The following is a 16,727-nucleotide window of genomic DNA, read 5'->3' as shown; positions in this document are numbered from 1 at the left end:
GTTCGGACCCGCCTATCCGACGTCGGCGATGCCACCGCGCAGGACGTCCGCGACGGCGGACTCCGGGACGCGGAAGGACCGGCCGAAGCGGATGGCGGGGAGTTCCCCCGCGTGGACCATGCGGTAGACGGTCATCTTGGAGACGCGCATCATCTCGGCGACCTCAGCGACGGTGAGGAAGCGCACGTCGTCGAAACTGCCGGTCATGGTCCGCCTTCGGGAAATCGGTGTGACCTGTGTGGTCACTGGCAACTGTAGGGGCCGGTGCGACCCGGTGTCCAGGTCCCGTTCAGTCCTCGTCGCCGCGACGCGTGAAGCGCTTCCGGCTGCGGTCGACGACCCGTTCCCAGCCCTGCTGCGCGCCGGACAGCGCCGCGGTCGCGCGGTAGGACGCCTCGGCCATCACGCGGCCGAGCTCGGTGCCGACCTCGACCGTGGCCTTGCCCGCCGTGCCGGAGCGTCGGACCGAGACCGGTTGCCCGTCGAGCGTCCAGGCCGTCGTGGCCGGGGTGCCGTCGGCGTCCACCGCGCCGGTGAACGGGAGGACCCACTCCTCGATGCCGACGAGCGGCTCCGGGTCGAGGCGGTAGTAGCGGTGCTGCCCCTCTTCGCGGCTCGTCACGAGGCCGATGTCGCGGAGCACGCGCAGGTGCTTCGACACGGTCGGCTGGCTGACGCCGAGGCGTTCCACGAGCTGGCCGACGCTGAGCTCGCCGCCGGTGACGTCCGAGCCGTACGCGGACAGGAGCGTCCCGAGCAGCTCACGCCTGGTGGGGTCCGCCACGACGCTGAAGATGTCGGCCATGGGGCAAGGCTAGCCGGGGCGTCACGGATGTACCATGACGAACCGTCCCGCCCATGTCCACGGAGGCATACGATGCTCGACCGACACGAGCCGCCGTCCCGCTCGGCGGGAGCGACCCGTCGACGGCCGTCCCGTCTCGGCACCGCCCTCCGCTCGTCGCCGTCCCGCTTGGCGATCGTCGTCTTCGTGGCCCTGATCTTCGTCTTCACGAGCCTGTTCATGACGCCGTGGGCCGCGGCGGACGGACGCTCGACGCACTTCGCGGACGCCCTCTTCACCGCGGCGTCGGTGGTCTGCGTCACCGGGCTCGCCACCGTGGACATGGCGACGCACTGGTCGGTGTTCGGCAAGACCCTCGTGGTGATCGGCACGCAGATCGGGGCCGTGGGCGTCCTGACGTTCGCCTCGATCCTCGGCCTCTTCGTCACCCGGAAGCTCGGACTCCGCGCGAAGCTCATGGCGGCCGGCGACTCGAACCCCCTGCGGACCCACCACGGCGCCGTGCCCGAGGGCCAGGCCGTCCGTCTCGGTGAGGTCGGCACCCTGCTCGCGACGGTCGCGGTGAGCACCCTGTCGATCGAGATCGTCCTCGGGCTCCTCCTGCTGCCGTCCGTCCTCATCGCCGGGATGCCCTTCTGGACGGCGGTCGGGGACTCCTTCTACTACGCGGCGATGGCGTTCACGAACACCGGCTTCGCGCCGAACGCCAGCGGACTCACCCCGTTCGCGCACGACTACTGGTTCCTCTCGCTGCTCATGGTCGGCGTGGTCGCGGGCTCGATCGGCTTCCCGGTGATCCGTGCCCTGACGAAGCAGCTCCGCACGCCCCGCCGCTGGCCGATCCACGTGAAGCTCACGCTCGCGACGAGCGCGGTCCTGCTCGTCGGCGGCGCCGCCGTGTACATCGCGCTCGAGGCATCGAACCCGACCACCTTCGGTGAGGAGGGCGCTGGTCGCACCGCGTTCCAGGCCCTCTTCCTCTCCACGATGACCCGGTCCGGCGGGTTCTCCCTCGTCGACTTCGACCAGCTGAACGGGTCGAGCCTGCTCGTCACGGACATGCTCATGTTCATCGGCGGCGGCTCGGCCTCGACCGCCGGCGGCATCAAGGTCACGACGCTCGCGGTCCTGTTCCTCGCCGCCGTCGCCGAGGCCCGCGGGCGCCAGAGTATGGAGGCGTTCGGCCGGCGCATCCCGAGCGACGTCCTGCGCGTGGCCGTGGCGGTCGTGCTCTGGGGCGCCACCATCGTGGCCGTCGCGACCGTCGTGCTCCTGCAGATCACCCACGAGTCCCTCGACCGCGTGCTGTTCGAGGTCATCTCGGCGTTCGCGACGTGCGGGCTGTCCTCCGGGGTGTCCGCGAACCTGCCCGAGTCCGGCAAGTACGTGCTCGCGGCGACGATGTTCCTGGGCCGTGTCGGTACAGTGACCATCGCCGCTGCACTGGCCGCCAGCCAGAGCCGGCAACTGTTCCGCCGTCCCGAGGAGAGGCCGATCGTTGGCTGACCGCAACCGTCCGCACCCGCTCGGCGCCGTCAGCCACGATGCTCCGGTGCTCGTCATCGGCCTCGGACGGTTCGGTGCCGCCACCGCCGGGCAGCTCGAGCGGCAGGACCGCGAGGTCCTCGTCGTCGACACCGACGCCGGCCTCGTGCAGAAGTGGTCGGACCGCGTCACGCACGCGGTGCAGGCGGACGCGACCGACATCGACGCCCTGCGGCAGATCGGTGCGCAGGACTTCCCGATCGCCGTCGTCGGGACCGGCAGCGACCTCGAGTCGAGCGTGCTCATCACCGCGAACCTCGTCGACCTCGGCATCCCGCAGATCTGGGCGAAGGCGATCAGCAGGTCGCACGGCACGATCCTGTCCCGGATCGGCGCGAACCACGTCGTCTACCCCGAGCGCGAGGCCGGCGAGCGCACCGCACACCTGGTGTCCGGCCGGATGCTCGACTTCATCGAGTTCGACGACGACTTCGCCGTGGTCAAGATGTTCCCGCCGGCGTCGGTCCGTGGCAAGGACCTGGCGACCACGGTGATCCGCACCCGCTTCGGCCTGACCGTGCTCGGCATCAAGACCCCCGGCGAGGCCTTCGTCCCGGCGACGCCGGAGAGCGTGATCGGCCAGAACGACGTCATCATCGTCTCGGGGACCGAGAGCGCGTTGGAACGGTTCGCCGCCCTGGAGTGAGGACGGGACGGACAGGAGGCGCGGGGCGGGCCCGCACCGTCCCTCCAGTCCGTCAGCCGGTCACGTCGCGGACGCGACGCCGTCCCGGAGTGCGCGGAAGAGCCGTTCCAGCCCGGCGCGGTGCGCCGTGACGACGGTGTCCTCGTCCTCCCCCGCGAGGACGGCACGTGCCGTCCCGACGAAGACCGTGGCGTAGCCGGCGACGAAGAGCGCCGCCAGGAGTCGGTCGCCGACGGCGTCTCCGAGCGCGCGCTGCGCCCCCGCCACGAGCTCGAGCGCGCGCGACTGCAGGGCGGACGAGTCGGCGATCGTCCGGAAGAACGCGTGCGCGCCGGGCGCCAGCCCGGAGACCGGCGCGCGCTCGTCGACCAGGCGCAGTGCGAGCGCCTCGAGCGCGTCGAGCGCCTCGTCACGCGGCACGTCCTCGACGGCTGCGACGAACAGCGCGACCGTCTCGGCGGAGCGGTCGAGGAACAGGTCCTCCTTGCGCGGGAAGTGCTTGAAGACCGTGACGCTCGAGACCCCGGCGGCCTTCGCGACCTGCGCGACGGTGACGCCGTCGAAGCCGTGCTCGGCGAACATCCCGGACGCGGTCTCGGCGATCCGCGCACGGGTCTCCGGCCCGCCGCGGGGCGCACTCCTGGGCATACGGACTCCTTGTTGGTTGACTCACTCAGTTTACTTGCTTAACATAGACGCATGAACGCCGTCCGGTCCCCCCACTCTCCCCGATCCCTGCGCGGATCGCGTGTCGCCCTCGCCGGGCTCGCCGCGGTCTTCCTGTTCGAGATGCTCGACAACTCCGTCCTGAACGTCGCGCTCCCCACGATCGGTCGTGAGCTGCAGGTCGGCGCGACCGGGCTGCAGTGGGTCACGACGGCGTACTCGGTGGTGTTCGGCGGGCTCATGCTCGCCGCGGGTGCCGTCGCGGACCGGTACGGTCGACGCCGGGTGATGCTCGTGGGGCTCGTGCTCCTCGGGCTGGCGAGCCTCGCGACCGCGTTCGTCACCACCGCCGACCAGCTGATCGCCGTCCGGGTCGCCACCGGGATCGCGGCGGCGATGACCACCCCCGGGTCGATGGCCCTCGCGTTCCGGCTCTTCGACGACGACGAGCGGCGGGTCCGGGCGATCACGGTGATCTCCACCGTCGGGCTCGTCGGGCTCGCGGTGGGACCGACGGTGGGGGGACTCGTCCTCGCCGTCGCGCCCTGGCAGGTGCTCCTGCTCGTCAACGTCCCGATCGCCGCACTCGCGTTCGTGGGGATCCGCGTCGGCGTCGCCGCGGACGACCCGGCGGGGCTGCACCGGGCTCCCGTGGACTGGACCGGAGCGGGACTGGGGACCGTGACGATCGTCCTCGCCCTCGTCGCGCCGACTCGGTTCGCCGACGGTGGGCTCGACGACTGGACGGCCTGGGCGGCCACGGCCGGCGCGATCGGCGGCGGCGTCTGGTTCGCCGTGCGACAGCGCCGCGTCGAGCACCCGCTGCTCGACCTCGCGCTCGTCGCCCGGCCGCTGGTCTCGAGCGGCCTCGCGTACAAGGCGGCCACGGGCCTCGCGGTCGCGGGCCTCGGCTACCTGGTGACGCTGCACCTGCAGCTCGCCTGGGGGTGGCCGCCCGCCCTCGCCGCGATCGGCATGCTCCCGCAGGTCGCCGTGCTCGTGGCCGGGAGCGGGTTCGTCGGACCCTTCGTCCGGCGCGTCGGACTCGGGCACGCCGCCTGGTCGAGCGCGGCCGCCGTGGTCGTCGGGCTCGCGGTGTACACGGTGCTCGGGCCGCTCGGCTACGGGTGGATCGCCCTGGCGCTCGTGCTCGTCGCCGCCGGCATGCGGGTCGTGGGGGTGGTCGCCGGCACGAACGTCCTGCGCGGGCTGCCGGAGGACCGCACGACGATCGGCGCCGCCCTCGTCGACACCTCCTCCGAGGTGGCCTCGGCCGTCGGGGTGGCGATCGCCGGCACGGTGCTCGGTGCCGTGTTCACCGGGTCGCTCACCGCGACGCCGTGGACCCACGCCCAGGGTGTGGCGTTCGACCACGCGGTGACGATCGGCGGGTCGGTGCTCACCGTGCTCGCCGGGGTGCTCGTCGTCTGGGCGATGGTCCGGGCCGGACGTGCCGGGACGACCGCTAGCCCTTCGCCAGTTCCTCGGCGCGGGCGATCGCCGCGCGGGACGCCCGCTCGAACGTCCCCGCGAGATCGGCGTCCTGCAGCACCGCGACGGCACGCTCGGTGGTCCCCTTCGGACTCGTGACGGCCCTCCGCAGGTCGGCGGGCTCCTTGCCGGAGGCGGCGAGCAGTTCGACGGCACCGCGGAGCGTCCCCTGCACCATCGCCTCGGCCTGGTCGTGGGAGAACCCGAGCGACTCGGCGGCCTGCTGCCACTGCTCCACGAGGAGGAAGACGTAGGCGGGCCCGGAGCCCGAGACTGCGGAGAGCGCGTCGAGCTGGGACTCCGGCACCTCGATCACGACACCGGACGCGTCGAACACGGAGGACGCGAGCGCGACGGCGTCGGCGTCCGCGGAGGCTCCGGCGCTGATCCCGGTCACCCCGTGCCCGACGCCGATCGGCGTGTTCGGGAGCGCTCGGACGACCCGGACACCGGCCGGCACCTTCGCCTCCATGCTCGCGGTCGTCGTCCCCACGGCGACGCTCACGACGACGGTCCCCGGCTCGAGGTCCGCCGAGACCTCGTCGAGCAGGTCACCGATCGCGTAGGGCTTCACCCCGAGCACGACGAGCGACGCGCCGCGCACCGCTGCCCGGTTCGCGTCGGGGTCGGTGTCGCTGGCGGTGGCGTCCAGGCCGCGCTCCCGGTGTGCCGCGGCGGACTGCTCCGACTTCGTCGTCAGGGTCACGGTGGCCCGGTCGAGACCGGCGGCGAGCAGGCCGTCGAGGACCGCGCCGGACATGGAGCCGACGCCGAGCAGGGCGGTGCGGGGCAGTTCGATCGTCATGCCCCAGACCCTACCGAGCGCCCTCGCCTAGGATCGTCCAACAGATCGGGAGAAGGGGACAGCTGTGAGCGCTTCTGGAGGCACGAGGGCGATCCTCGCCGCACTCGGTGCGAACGTCGGGATCGCGATCGTGAAGTTCATCGCCGCGGCGATCAGCGGTTCCGCGTCGATGCTGGCCGAGGGCGTCCACTCGCTCGCCGACTCCGCCAACCAGCTCCTCCTGCTCCTCGGCGGCCGTCGGGCCCGGCGTGCCGCCGACGAGGAGCACCCGTTCGGCTACGGGCGTGAGCGCTACGTGTACGCGTTCGTCGTGTCGATCATCCTGTTCTCGGTCGGCGGGGTGTTCTCCCTCTACGAGGGCATCGAGAAGCTCACCCACCCGCACCCGCTCGAGAACTGGTGGCTGCCGCTCGTGGTGCTCGTCATCGCGATCGGGCTCGAGGGCTTCTCCCTCCGCACCGCACTGAAGGAAGCACGTCCGCAGAAGGGCCGGCAGAGCTGGGTGCAGTTCGTCCGCCGCGCCAAGGCCCCGGAGCTCCCCGTCGTGATGCTCGAGGACACCGCGGCGCTGCTCGGCCTCGTCTTCGCCCTGTTCGGCGTCGGCCTCACCGCGATCACGGGCAACGGCGTGTTCGACGCGATCGGCACGATCTTCATCGCCGCGCTGCTCATCGCCGTGGCGGTCGTGCTCGGCATCGAGACGAAGAGCCTCCTCGTCGGCGAGGGTGCCACCGCGGCCGACGTCGAGCGCATCAAGCAGGCGGTGCTCGACGGTCCCGAGGTCGACTCGATCATCCACATCAAGACCCTGTACCTCGGCCCCGACGAGCTCATGGTCGGCGTGAAGGTCGCGGTGGACGGCGACCGACGGCTCGGCGACGTCGCCGCGGGCATCGACACGGTCGAGCACCGGGTGCGCCAGGCGGTGCCGATCGCACGCGTGATCTACGTCGAACCCGACGTGCTCCGGACGGGCCCCCGCCCGCCGACCGAGGCGATCGTGATCCGCGCCGCAGACTAAGGGGAACCTTGCTGGCGAGCGCCGTGGCCGGTCATCCACGATGGTCACATGTCGGCGCTCTTCAGCATCCTGCTCGTCCTCCACTTCCTCGGTCTCGCTGCCGTCATCGGTGCCTTCCTGGTGCAGGTCCGCCGCAAGGGCGGCTTCCAGACCTCCTGGCCGATCACCGGTCTCGTCGTGCAGCTCGTCACGGGCCTCGGGATGATGGGGATCATCGACGCGACGCAGGACGGCGGCGCGAACCACGTCAAGCTCGGCGTGAAGCTCGTCATCGCGGCGGTCGCGCTCGTGCTGGCGCTCGTCGCGCGGGCGCGTCAGAAGCGGGCGGACGCCGGCACCGCGACGGCGAAGGCCGCCCTGCCGTTCTTCCACTCGGCCGGGGCGCTCGCGATCGTCAACGTGTTCGTCGCGGTCCTCTGGAAGTGACGCCCACAGGTCAGCGACGCTCGGCGAAGAACGCGTCGAGCAGCGCGGCGCACTCCCCCTCGAGCACCCCGCCGATCACCTCGGACCGGTGCGGCAGCCGGCGGTCCCGCGCGACGTCGTAGACGCTCCCGCTCGCGCCGGCCTTCGGGTCCCACGCGCCGAACACGATCCGCGGCACCCGGGCCGCCATGACCGCACCGGCGCACATCGGGCACGGCTCGAGCGTCACCACCAGGGTGTGCTCCTCGAGGTGCCAGTCGCCGATCGCCGCCGCGGCCGCCCGGAGCGCGAGGACCTCGGCGTGCGCCGTGGGGTCCTGTCGCACCTCGCGCTCGTTCCGGCCCACGGCGATGACCGCGCCGTCCCGGTCGAGGACGACCGCCCCCACCGGGACGTCCCCGGTCGCGAGGCACGCGCGGGCCTCGTCGAGCGCGCGTTCCATCGCGGGGACGAACGGGCGGGCGGCGGGTGCTTCCACGGAACCTCCTGGCGGTCGGCAGCACGGTAGGCTCGACCCTATGCGAGTCCACGTCGCCGACCACCCGCTCATCACCCACAAGCTCTCGGTGCTCCGCGACCGTACGACGCCGTCCCCCACGTTCCGCGCCCTCACCGAGGAGCTCGTCACGCTCCTCGCGTACGAGGCGACGCGCAACGTCCGGGTCACCGCGACGCCGATCGACACCCCGGTGGCACACACCATGGGCGTCTCGATCGCGAAGCCGCGCCCGCTCGTCGTGCCGATCCTGCGTGCCGGGCTCGGCATGCTCGAGGGCATGGTCAAGCTCGTCCCGACGGCCGAGGTCGGCTTCCTCGGCATGGCGCGCAACGAGGAGACCCTCGAGCCGCAGACCTACGCCGAGCGCCTGCCCGACGACCTCTCCGGCCGGCAGTGCTTCGTCCTCGACCCGATGCTCGCGACGGGCGGCACCCTCGCGGCCGCGATCGACTTCCTGTTCGACCGCGGTGCGGAAGAGGTCACCTGCGTCTGCATCCTCGGCGCGCCCGAGGGGCTCGCCGCGGTCGAGGCCGCCGTGGGCGACCGCAACGTCTCGATCGTGCTCGGCGCGCTCGACGAGAAGCTCGACGAGAACGGCTACATCGTTCCAGGCCTCGGCGACGCGGGCGACCGTCTCTACGGTCTCGCCGAGTAGACGCGACCACCATCGGACAGGAGGCGCGGTGCCAGCTGGCACCGCGCCTCCTGTCCGTCATGACGGTGCGTTCGCAGAACGCACCGTCCGTGCGGACGGTTGACACGACGTTGGTATCCCACCGATACTCGTCCCATGACTGCAACCGTGTCCACCCGCGTCCTCTCCGAGGCCCAGGGGACCGCCGGCATGATGATGCCGGCCACGGCCGTCATGCGTTGTCGAATGTGTGCCTGATCGGCACCCGTTCCAGCCGGATCCCCCGCGACACCACCCCCGTCGCGCGAGCGTGATCCCCGGGTGACGACCACGTCGACGACGCGCACCACGTCACGAGGTCTGTCCCCCGTACCCCCGGGTCGGCCCCGGTCCGCAGCAGGACCGCAGGGCCCACGGCACTCGCCGTACCCGGACCGACGCATTCGACACGGCCGCGGCACACCTCGACACCGCAGCCACATCGCCCGGAGAACCGCCATGTCGCTCACCATCGCTCAGCCCCGCACCGCCCTCCGCACCGCCGCACCCGCGCCGACCGACCTCGGCACCGTGACCCCGATCCGTCCGCGTCGCGAGCCCGTCGCACCGCCCGTCGCCACCGGCGTGCCGACCAGCCCGGTCGTCGCCCCGCAGCGCAACCGTGCCCTGCCCGAGGGCACCGAGGCACGCGGCTTCGCCCTCTACGTCGGCATCGACGAGGCGAAGGCAGCGGCGGCGGGCACGACCCTCGCTGCGGTCGTCGAGCAGCTCAAGGCCCTGACCGCGCAGCTCGTCCCGACCTCGGAGACGTACGCCGCCGTGGCCGTCGCCGCCGAGGGCTCCGGCGGCCGTGACGTCGACGTCGTCCGGCTCGCCCTGCAGGACCGCTCCGCCGTGGCTGCCCGCAAGCAGGCCGAGAAGCCCGAGCCGGAGGAGACCGGGGTCGTCATCGACATCTCCCGGAAGCGCGTCACGCTCGACGGCGAAGCCGCTCCCCTGACGTACAAGGAGTTCGAGCTCCTGCAGTTCCTCGTCCTCCGCGAGGGCCAGACCGTCGACCGCTCGGCGATCATCGACGGCCTGTGGTCGGACGGCGAGGACGAGACCCCGAACGAGCGCACGATCGACGTCCACGTCCGTCGCCTCCGCTCGAAGCTCGGCGCCTTCGAGGAGATCGTCCGCACCGTGCGCGGTGTCGGCTACCGCTTCGACCGCCACGCCGACGTCGCCGTGCGCTACGCCTCGACGCCGTCGCCGGACCTCTTCTGATCCTGATCGGTCGTTCTTGGTGAACTCGCAGCGAACGACCGCCGCGTCCGGTAGCGCGCCGTTACCCGTTCGTTATACAGTCGTGCGTGCAGACGGTGTTTGCTGTGGCACCGCCTGTGGAATGTGATTGCAGGACACTCTTGGTGCAAGGGAGAGGGCCGGTCATCCCCGTGATGACCGGCCCTCGTTGCGTCCCGGGGGACACGGCTGCGCGTCAGCAGCATCGCGTGTCCGAGGCCGTCGGTAGTGTGGCATGACCGTACGACCAGAGGGAGCGCGACCGTGAACGAGCCACGCCGCAGCGAGAAGGCGACCGCAGTCGCTGCCTGGGAAGCGCTCTTCCGCGCCCAGGTCACGGTGATGCGCGCGCTCAACGCCGACTTCCCGGGCGGCGAGATCTCGTTCAACGAGTACGACGTCTGCTTCAACCTCTCCACGCAGCCCGGCCGCCGCTGCCGGATGCGCGAACTGACCGGCCACCTGCTCCTGACGCAGCCGAGCGTCAGCCGCCTGGTCGACCGGCTCACCGCGCGCGGCATCGTCGAGAAGCAGCCGGACCCCGCCGACGCCCGCGGCGTCATCGTGGCCCTCACCGCGCACGGCTTCGACGTGTACCGCGCCGTCGCCGTCCAGCACGCGCAGACCATCGCCGACCAGGTCGGTGCCGGCCTCGACGACGCCGAGCTGCGCACGCTCACCGAACTCTGCACGAAGCTCCGGACCGCGGCGGGTGCGGCCTCACCCCGACGTGGCGCGACCCGGGCGGCGTCCGACGTCGACGCGGCAACGGTGTGACCGGCGCCCTGGTCTGGCTCCGCGACGACCTCCGTCTCGCGGACAACCCGGCACTCCGAGCAGCGATCGAACACGGCGGCGACGTCACGGTCGCGTACGTCCTCGACGAGCAGTCCCCCGGCATCCGCCCGATCGGGGCTGCGGCACGGTGGTGGCTGCACCACTCGCTCGCCGCGCTCGACGATGAGCTCCGCGAACGTGGGTCCCGACTGGTCCTCCGCCGCGGGCCCGCTGCCGAGGCCGTCGACGCGCTCGTGTCCGACACCGGCGCCGACGCGGTGTTCTGGAACCGCCGGTACGGCCGAGCCGAGCGGGACCTCGACGCCGGCATCAAGTCGACGCTCACCGACGGCGGGACCGAGGCGCACAGCTTCGCCGCAAGCCTGCTCTGGGAACCGTGGACCGTCCTCACCGGGCAGGGCGAGCCGTACAAGGTGTTCACGCCGTTCTGGCGTGCCGCCCAGGCGATGCCCGAGCCCCGCCACCCGCTGCCCAAGCCGCGTGACCTCCCCGCGGCGCCCCGGGTCGCGAGCGACGACCTCGACGACTGGGACCTGCTGCCGACGCACCCCGACTGGGCCGGCGGTCTCCGGGACGCCTGGGAACCCGGCGAGCAGGGCGCGCACCGGCGGCTCGAACACTTCGTGCACCACGCGCTCGAGGACTACGACCAGCGCGACGAACCCGCGATGGCCGCCACGAGCGACCTCTCCCCGCACCTGCGGTGGGGCGAGGTCAGTCCGTACCAGGTCTGGCACCGCCTGCACGGCCAGCTCGAGCCCGAGCAGCGCAAGAACGCCTCGGCGTTCCTCCGGCAGCTGGCCTGGCGCGAGTTCAACTGGAACGAGTACTTCCACTGCGAGGACATCACCACGGTGAACGTCCGGCGCGAGTTCGACGCCTTCCCCTGGCGGGACGTCCCCGACGCCGAGGTCGACCGCTGGCGGACCGGGACGACCGGGTTCGACCTCGTCGACGCGGGCATGCGGGAGCTCTGGCACTCGGGTGCGATGCACAACCGGGTCCGGCTCGCGACGGCCAGCTTCCTCGTGAAGAACATGCTCGTCGACTGGCGCGTGGGCGAGCAGTGGTTCTGGGACACCCTCGTCGACGCCGACTCCGCCAACAACGCGGCGAACTGGCAGTGGGTCGCCGGGTCCGGGTTCGACGCGGCGCCGTACTTCCGGGTGTTCAACCCGGACCGGCAGCTCGAGCGGTTCGACCCGCACCGCGAGTACGTGCACCGCTGGGTCCCCGCCGACGAAGACCGTCCGGAGCCCATGCTCGACCTCAAGGAGACCCGGCAGCGGGCACTCGACGCGTACGACCGGATGCGCCGGTCGTGAGCGGTATCGATCCGCAGGTGATCGCGGACGTCGACGCGCTGTTCCGCGAACGAGTCGAACGCGGCGTCGCACCGAGCAGCGTCTGGGGCGTGTTCGACCGCACCGGGCTCGTCGCCTCGGGCGGGCACGGCGACCGCGGCGACGGCATCGCTCCCGACGCCGACACCGTGTACCGGATCGCCTCCTGCACGAAGAGCGTGACGGCGGCCACCCTGCTCGCGCTCGTGGCGGACGACCGTGTCCGGCTGGACGCGCCGATCACCGACTTCGTCCCGGCCTTCGCCGACGTCGTGCTGCCCACCGCCGACTCCCCCGTGCCGACGCTCCGCATGCTCCTCACCATGGCCGGCGGCTTCCCGACCGACGATCCGTGGGCCGACCGGCAGGAGTCGATCTCGGACGCCGAGCTCGACGACGTTCTGCGCGCGGGGCTCCTGTTCGACTCGGTCCCAGGGACCCGGTTCGCCTACTCGAACACCGGGTACGCGTTGCTCGGCCGGGCGATCGCCGTCGTGGCCGGCCGTCCCTTCCCCGAGGTCGCGACCGAACTCCTCCTCGGCCCCCTCGGCCTGCGCGACACCGTCTTCCGCGCCGACGACGCCCGCGGTCACGTGGTCACGGGCGTGCGGCCCGCCACTGACGGGGCGGGCGTCGGCACGTGGGAGCCGCTGGCGATGTCGGGCCCCGGCGCGTTCTCGTCGATCGGCGGGCTCTTCTCGACGGTCACGGACCTCGCCCGCTGGGGTCGGCACCTCGCGTCGGCGTTCACCGAGACGCCCGAGCCCGGACCGGTCTCCCCGGCCGACCGCCGACTCATGCAGCAGGCGATGCGGGTCGTGCCCGCAGCGGTGGTGCCGACCTCGAGCCGCGCGACGGCCTACGGCTTCGGGCTCTTCGTCGAGCAGGACCCGGCGTTCGGCGAGCTCGTCTCGCACTCCGGCGGGTACCCGGGGTTCTCGGCGCACATGCGGTGGTCGGTCCGGAACGGCCTCGGCGTCGTCGCCTTCGAGAACGCCACGCAGGCGAAGGTCTCGGCGGCGGCGGACCGGGCGCTCGACCTCGTGCTGACCGCCCGCGCGAGCGCCCGCGCGACCGCCGCGGCCGACCGTGCATCCGCGGGCGGCGCACTGGCGGACCGTGCACCCGGCACCGGACCGACCGTGGACGCGACGCGGGCGGCGCAGGCTGCCGTGACGCGCCTCCTGGCCCACTGGGACGACGAGCTCGCCGATGCGATCTGCACGCCGAACGTGGCGATGGACGTGCCGTACGAACGACGCCGCCGGGCCATCGCGGAGGCGGTGGCGGCCGTCGGTGCCGACCTCGGGGCGGAATCGGTGGCCGACGAGTCCCAGGCCCCGTCGCACCTGCGCTGGTGGCTGCCGGGGACGGCCGGTCGGCTGCGCGTCGAGATCCGGTTGGCGCCGCTCGCGGCCGGCCTCGTGCAGACCCTGGTGGTCCGGGCCGAACCCAGCGAGCACTGACCCCGCGACCGGTGGTACCGGCCGAACCCAGCGAGCGCTGACGCGCGGGCGTCAGACCGGCGGACGCCCGCCCACGAACCCGAGCGCCCGCGCCGCGACCCGCGTGCCCTCGCGCGCAGCCGCCGCGACCCGCACCGGATCGGTCGCCCACGCACGGAGGAACCCCGCGGCGAACGCGTCCCCGGCGCCGAGCGTGTCCACCACCGTCGCCGGCGTGATCGGCACCCGCTGCGGCGTCCGACCACGCCGCCCGAGCAGGACGCCCTCGGTCCCCATGGTCACCACGACCAGGGGCACGCGGTCGGCGAGCGACTCGATCGCCTCCGTGACGGTGGGTGCTCCGGTGAGCGCGAGTGCCTCGTCCTCGCTCGGGAAGAGGGCATCGAGGCCGGAGAGCGCCTCGAGGAACTCCGACGCACCGACCGCACGCACCACCGCGGCGGAGGAGGGGTCGAGGGACACCCGGGCGGAACCGGACCGGGCCTGGGCGACGAGTGCCGCGATGCGGTCCGGACCGCCTCCGCCGAGCATCGCCGAGCCGGTCAGGTGCACGATGTCCGCGCGCGCCACGAGGTCGACCGGCAGGTCCTCCGCCGACAGCACCCCGCTCGCTGCGGGATCGGACATCGCGGTCCGACCGTTCCCGTTCCGCACGGACACGACGGCGCCGGTCGCGGTCCGGGCGTCGTAGCGGATGTGCGCGCGGACGCCGGCGTCGGCGAGCGATCGCTCGTGCCGGTAGACGTCGTCCACGCCGACCCGCCCCACCAGGTCCACGTCGGCGCCGAGCCAGCCGAGCCAGGTCGCGGTGTTGCCCGCGGCGCCGACCGGTCGGTGCCGGATGACCGCGGCCGGGTCGTGTGCACCCATGCTCGCGGCCGTGGTGTGCACGAGCACCCCGTCCAGGACGTCGCCGACGACGAGGAAGCGCTTCCCCGCCCCGCGACGGCGTCCGGCGACCGCCCGCCCGGCACGGGGTGCCTCGGGGCGCGACGGGGCCACAGGGCGCTCTGGAGGCATGGACATCGGCCCCATCCTACGTGGAATCGAGTAAAACTCCGCTTCTCGCCACAAATCCCTTGCACCCGTTATAGATTCCCGGCTGTTTCCCGGCGATCGTCAGTAATATACTCTGTGATCGTATGTGAACGGTCGCGTACTGCCCATCACGCTCGTTGGAGACGCCATGCCCCGCAAGCCCGACCCGACACTCAAGCCGGCGATCATCGCGAAGGTGGCCGAGCACCTGCAGGACACCAAGCTCGAGGACGTCTCCGTCCGTAGCCTCGGTCGGGTGCTCGGGACGAGCGCGTACCCGATCGTGTACCACTTCGGCACGCGCGAAGCCCTGATCGACGCCGTGGTGGACCACCTGGCGGAATCGGTCTCCGACGTCACGCTCGACCCCGGCGCCGACGACCTCGGGCTGACCGACTACCTCATCGCGGTGTTCGGCGGGCTCGACGACCCCGAGCGCTCCCTCGCCGCCCGGCTCACCTTCGAGCTCGGATCGGTCGAGTCGCTCGACGGCCGTGATCGCGAGCGCACCTTCCACCGCGCGCAGGTGAGCGCGATCGCCGCCTGGTGCGCCGAACACGGCTACGGCGCGGTGGATGCCGAACGGGCGGCCCGCGGTGCCGTCCTCGCGGCTCGGGGCGTGCAGTGGGGCACGATCGTCGACCGCGAGCGGGCGACGCCCGACGCCGCGCTGCGCGCGATCGCGCAGAAGCTGGTCGCCGGGGCCCACTTCCAGTCGGCCTGAGCGGTCGACGCGCACCGACGAACGACGGGAGGCGCGGTGCCAGCCGGCACCGCGCCTCCCGTCGTTCACCGGGTCACGACCGTGACCCGCTGCGTCCGTCTCAGAGGGTGACGAAGCTCTGCGACTTCGCGTTCGCGAAGCGCGCGGCGACGTTCTCCCAGTCGACGATGTTCCACACGGCCTTGACGTAGTCCGCCTTGACGTTGAGGTAGTCGAGGTAGAAGGCGTGCTCCCACATGTCGAGCATGAAGATCGGCACGAGACCGAACGGCACGTTGGCCTGCTGGTCGAACAGCTGGAACGTGGTCAGCTTCTGGCCGACGGTGTCCCAGGCGAGGACGGACCAGCCGGAGCCCTGGATGCCCGTGGCGACGGCGGTGAACTGGGCCTGGAACTTCTCGAACGAGCCGAAGAACTCGTCGATCGCCGCGGCGAGCTCGCCCTCGGGGACCTTCGTGTCCGGGCCGAGGTTGGTCCAGAAGATCGAGTGGTTGACGTGGCCACCGAGGTTGAACGCGAGGTCCTTCTCGAGCTTGTTGACGTTCGCCAGGTTGCCGGACTCACGGGCCTCGGCGAGCTGCTCGAGCGCGGTGTTCGCACCCGTCACGTAGGTCTGGTGGTGCTTGTCGTGGTGCAGCTGCATGATCTTGCCGCTGATGTGCGGCTCGAGTGCGGCGTAGTCGTACGGCAGCTCCGGCAGGGTGTACTCAGCCATGTGAGTTCCTTTCGATCAGTGGTGTGCGGATGGTGCTCCGCGGCTCACGAGAGCCGGGAACGATCGGTGAGGGAGTGGAATTCCCGGTTGTGGTAGACCAGCGGCTCGCCCCGCTCGAGGCCGACGACGATGTCGAGGACCTCGGCGACGACGACGGTCGACGAGCCGATCGGCGTGGTCGAGAGGGGCCGGCAGCGCAGGGCGCTCGCGGCACTCGGCAGGTAGCGGTCACCCGACGGCAGGGTGCCCCAGATCGGGTCGTCCGCGGCGGGGCTGCCGGTGGAGGCGAACCGACGGGCGAGGGCGACGCCGAGCGAGTCGACGAGGTGCACGACGAAGATCGGGGCGCCGAGCACGACCCCGGCTGACCCGGAGTTCGTGGACAGCGAGAACACGAGCACGGGCGGGTCGATCGCCACGCTCGCGACGCTCGATGCGGTGAGGCCGGTCGGACCGTCGGGGCCTTCGGCGGTGATGACGGCGACACCGGCCGGGTGTCCACGGAAGGCGGCCTTGTAGGCGTCCGCGATGTTCGCCGGTGCTGCGTCGGGCATGGGAGTCGTGGTCGTTCCTTCGATGGGGAGGGCCGCGGCTCCGCGGCCATGTCTCAACGTATGACCTGAACCATGGTTGAGGTCAACGATTCCCAGGTTCGGTCGATCCCGGGCGTGCCGTGTGACCCCGTGTGACGCGGGGTGCGGCGGCGCGAGCCCGACTTCGTGAGCAGAAATGGTCGGGTCGCTCGCGGCGACCCGACCATATCTGCTCACCAAGCGCGGCGGCGCCCGGGGCGCGGCGTGCGCGGCGCGGCGCGGCGC

The 16,727-nt window shown here is 72.1% G+C and carries 18 protein-coding genes and 1 pseudogene; 11 read left to right on the top strand and 8 right to left on the bottom strand.

All coding sequences use genetic code 11. The features are described 5' to 3' along the window. Positions 1–12 precede the first annotated feature (12 nt). Together HWD93_RS13565 and HWD93_RS13560 are read right to left on the bottom strand one after the other, a co-directional pair. Entirely contained in the window at positions 13–207 is a 195-nt protein-coding gene (locus tag HWD93_RS13565; protein ID WP_022902482.1) for a helix-turn-helix domain-containing protein, read from the bottom strand. Positions 208–289: 82 nt separating this feature from the next. After that, entirely contained in the window at positions 290–805 is a 516-nt protein-coding gene (locus HWD93_RS13560; RefSeq protein ID WP_070418353.1) for a helix-turn-helix transcriptional regulator, read from the bottom strand. A 72-nt stretch (positions 806–877) separates the two neighbouring features. Here HWD93_RS13560 and HWD93_RS13555 point away from each other — a divergent pair, with 72 nt between their 5' ends. Both HWD93_RS13555 and HWD93_RS13550 read left to right on the top strand, forming a co-directional pair. Beyond that, positions 878–2,311, top strand: a complete 1,434-nt coding sequence (locus HWD93_RS13555) for a TrkH family potassium uptake protein (protein ID WP_071302595.1) — start codon at positions 878–880, stop codon at positions 2,309–2,311. Further along, positions 2,304–2,996: a TrkA family potassium uptake protein gene (locus HWD93_RS13550; RefSeq protein WP_175473676.1), complete on the top strand. Its 693-nt coding sequence runs from the start codon at positions 2,304–2,306 to the stop codon at positions 2,994–2,996. Before HWD93_RS13555 ends, HWD93_RS13550 begins: the two co-directional genes overlap by 8 nt. A gap of 60 nt (positions 2,997–3,056) precedes the next feature. Here HWD93_RS13550 and HWD93_RS13545 read toward each other — a convergent pair whose 3' ends face one another. Then, complete coding sequence (locus HWD93_RS13545; protein ID WP_261647090.1) at positions 3,057–3,644, bottom strand: TetR/AcrR family transcriptional regulator; 588 nt, start codon at positions 3,642–3,644, stop codon at positions 3,057–3,059. Between the two features lie 51 nt (positions 3,645–3,695). Between HWD93_RS13545 and HWD93_RS13540 the strand changes: the two are divergent. After that, positions 3,696–4,931 (top strand): annotated as a pseudogene (locus HWD93_RS13540) (MFS transporter); the annotation flags it as partial. 196 nt (positions 4,932–5,127) lie between these two features. Here HWD93_RS13540 and proC read toward each other — a convergent pair. After that, positions 5,128–5,958, bottom strand: coding sequence for a pyrroline-5-carboxylate reductase (proC, locus tag HWD93_RS13535; RefSeq protein ID WP_261647089.1), 831 nt, complete (start codon positions 5,956–5,958; stop codon positions 5,128–5,130). Between the two features lie 64 nt (positions 5,959–6,022). Here proC and HWD93_RS13530 point away from each other — a divergent pair, with 64 nt between their 5' ends. Beyond that, a complete protein-coding gene (locus tag HWD93_RS13530) occupies positions 6,023–6,979 on the top strand; it encodes a cation diffusion facilitator family transporter (RefSeq protein WP_261647088.1) in 957 nt (318 codons plus the stop codon). Positions 6,980–7,027: 48 nt separating this feature from the next. Beyond that, positions 7,028–7,405, top strand: coding sequence for a hypothetical protein (locus HWD93_RS13525; protein WP_071296693.1), 378 nt, complete (start codon positions 7,028–7,030; stop codon positions 7,403–7,405). A 10-nt stretch (positions 7,406–7,415) separates the two neighbouring features. Here the strand turns inward: HWD93_RS13525 and HWD93_RS13520 are convergent, their stop codons facing one another. After that, the gene (locus HWD93_RS13520) at positions 7,416–7,847 is read right to left on the bottom strand and encodes a nucleoside deaminase (protein WP_261647098.1); all 432 of its coding nucleotides are present in this window, start codon (positions 7,845–7,847) and stop codon (positions 7,416–7,418) included. Between the two features lie 76 nt (positions 7,848–7,923). On the opposite strand from HWD93_RS13520, the gene upp reads away from it, so the two are divergent. The 5 genes from upp to HWD93_RS13495 all read left to right on the top strand — a co-directional run bounded on the left by upp (position 7,924) and on the right by HWD93_RS13495 (position 13,432). Further along, positions 7,924–8,559, top strand: coding sequence for a uracil phosphoribosyltransferase (upp, locus tag HWD93_RS13515; RefSeq protein WP_070418346.1), 636 nt, complete (start codon positions 7,924–7,926; stop codon positions 8,557–8,559). A 477-nt stretch (positions 8,560–9,036) separates the two neighbouring features. After that, positions 9,037–9,807: a winged helix-turn-helix domain-containing protein gene (locus HWD93_RS13510; protein WP_070418345.1), complete on the top strand. Its 771-nt coding sequence runs from the start codon at positions 9,037–9,039 to the stop codon at positions 9,805–9,807. A gap of 282 nt (positions 9,808–10,089) precedes the next feature. Next, positions 10,090–10,602 (top strand): MarR family winged helix-turn-helix transcriptional regulator, encoded by a 513-nt coding sequence (locus HWD93_RS13505; RefSeq protein ID WP_254790971.1) that lies wholly within the window; start codon positions 10,090–10,092, stop codon positions 10,600–10,602. Continuing rightward, positions 10,599–11,948 (top strand): deoxyribodipyrimidine photo-lyase, encoded by a 1,350-nt coding sequence (locus HWD93_RS13500; RefSeq protein ID WP_071296691.1) that lies wholly within the window; start codon positions 10,599–10,601, stop codon positions 11,946–11,948. Before HWD93_RS13505 ends, HWD93_RS13500 begins: the two co-directional genes overlap by 4 nt. Next, on the top strand, positions 11,945–13,432 hold the full coding sequence (locus HWD93_RS13495; RefSeq protein WP_261647087.1) for a serine hydrolase domain-containing protein: 1,488 nt from the start codon (positions 11,945–11,947) through the stop codon (positions 13,430–13,432). The genes HWD93_RS13500 and HWD93_RS13495 overlap by 4 nt, the downstream gene beginning before the upstream one ends. A gap of 51 nt (positions 13,433–13,483) precedes the next feature. Here HWD93_RS13495 and HWD93_RS13490 read toward each other — a convergent pair whose 3' ends face one another. Beyond that, positions 13,484–14,458 (bottom strand): carbohydrate kinase family protein, encoded by a 975-nt coding sequence (locus HWD93_RS13490; RefSeq protein ID WP_139202090.1) that lies wholly within the window; start codon positions 14,456–14,458, stop codon positions 13,484–13,486. A gap of 160 nt (positions 14,459–14,618) precedes the next feature. On the opposite strand from HWD93_RS13490, the gene HWD93_RS13485 reads away from it, so the two are divergent. Then, positions 14,619–15,194 carry a TetR/AcrR family transcriptional regulator gene (locus HWD93_RS13485; protein WP_071296689.1) on the top strand — a complete coding sequence of 192 codons (576 nt, stop codon included), beginning with the start codon at positions 14,619–14,621 and terminating at the stop codon, positions 15,192–15,194. A gap of 100 nt (positions 15,195–15,294) precedes the next feature. On the opposite strand, the gene HWD93_RS13480 is transcribed toward HWD93_RS13485, so the two are convergent. Together HWD93_RS13480 and HWD93_RS13475 are read right to left on the bottom strand one after the other, a co-directional pair. Further along, the gene (locus HWD93_RS13480; protein WP_070418340.1) at positions 15,295–15,909 is read right to left on the bottom strand and encodes a superoxide dismutase; all 615 of its coding nucleotides are present in this window, start codon (positions 15,907–15,909) and stop codon (positions 15,295–15,297) included. Positions 15,910–15,953: 44 nt separating this feature from the next. After that, positions 15,954–16,463: a flavin reductase family protein gene (locus HWD93_RS13475; protein WP_070418339.1), complete on the bottom strand. Its 510-nt coding sequence runs from the start codon at positions 16,461–16,463 to the stop codon at positions 15,954–15,956. Positions 16,464–16,727 lie beyond the last annotated feature (264 nt).

This window comes from Curtobacterium sp. C2H10 (genome assembly GCF_025407985.1).
In the GTDB taxonomy this organism is placed as follows: domain Bacteria; phylum Actinomycetota; class Actinomycetes; order Actinomycetales; family Microbacteriaceae; genus Curtobacterium.
The sequence above is the reverse complement of the archived record's forward strand: the minus strand, read 5'-3'. Positions and strand labels throughout refer to the sequence as shown.

What these genes read in the sequence shown, in the direction of transcription:
- HWD93_RS13510 (WP_070418345.1), top strand. Translation starts at nt 9,037, where the DNA reads ATGTCGCTCACCATCGCTCAGCCCCGCACCGCCCTCCGCACCGCCGCA.
- HWD93_RS13520 (WP_261647098.1), bottom strand. Translation starts at nt 7,847, where the DNA reads ATGGAACGCGCGCTCGACGAGGCCCGCGCGTGCCTCGCGACCGGGGAC.
- HWD93_RS13565 (WP_022902482.1), bottom strand. Translation starts at nt 207, where the DNA reads ATGACCGGCAGTTTCGACGACGTGCGCTTCCTCACCGTCGCTGAGGTC.
- HWD93_RS13490 (WP_139202090.1), bottom strand. Translation starts at nt 14,458, where the DNA reads ATGTCCATGCCTCCAGAGCGCCCTGTGGCCCCGTCGCGCCCCGAGGCA.
- proC (WP_261647089.1), bottom strand. Translation starts at nt 5,958, where the DNA reads ATGACGATCGAACTGCCCCGCACCGCCCTGCTCGGCGTCGGCTCCATG.
- HWD93_RS13560 (WP_070418353.1), bottom strand. Translation starts at nt 805, where the DNA reads ATGGCCGACATCTTCAGCGTCGTGGCGGACCCCACCAGGCGTGAGCTG.
- HWD93_RS13480 (WP_070418340.1), bottom strand. Translation starts at nt 15,909, where the DNA reads ATGGCTGAGTACACCCTGCCGGAGCTGCCGTACGACTACGCCGCACTC.
- HWD93_RS13475 (WP_070418339.1), bottom strand. Translation starts at nt 16,463, where the DNA reads ATGCCCGACGCAGCACCGGCGAACATCGCGGACGCCTACAAGGCCGCC.
- HWD93_RS13555 (WP_071302595.1), top strand. Translation starts at nt 878, where the DNA reads ATGCTCGACCGACACGAGCCGCCGTCCCGCTCGGCGGGAGCGACCCGT.
- HWD93_RS13485 (WP_071296689.1), top strand. Translation starts at nt 14,619, where the DNA reads ATGCCCCGCAAGCCCGACCCGACACTCAAGCCGGCGATCATCGCGAAG.
- HWD93_RS13545 (WP_261647090.1), bottom strand. Translation starts at nt 3,644, where the DNA reads ATGCCCAGGAGTGCGCCCCGCGGCGGGCCGGAGACCCGTGCGCGGATC.
- HWD93_RS13525 (WP_071296693.1), top strand. Translation starts at nt 7,028, where the DNA reads ATGTCGGCGCTCTTCAGCATCCTGCTCGTCCTCCACTTCCTCGGTCTC.
- upp (WP_070418346.1), top strand. Translation starts at nt 7,924, where the DNA reads ATGCGAGTCCACGTCGCCGACCACCCGCTCATCACCCACAAGCTCTCG.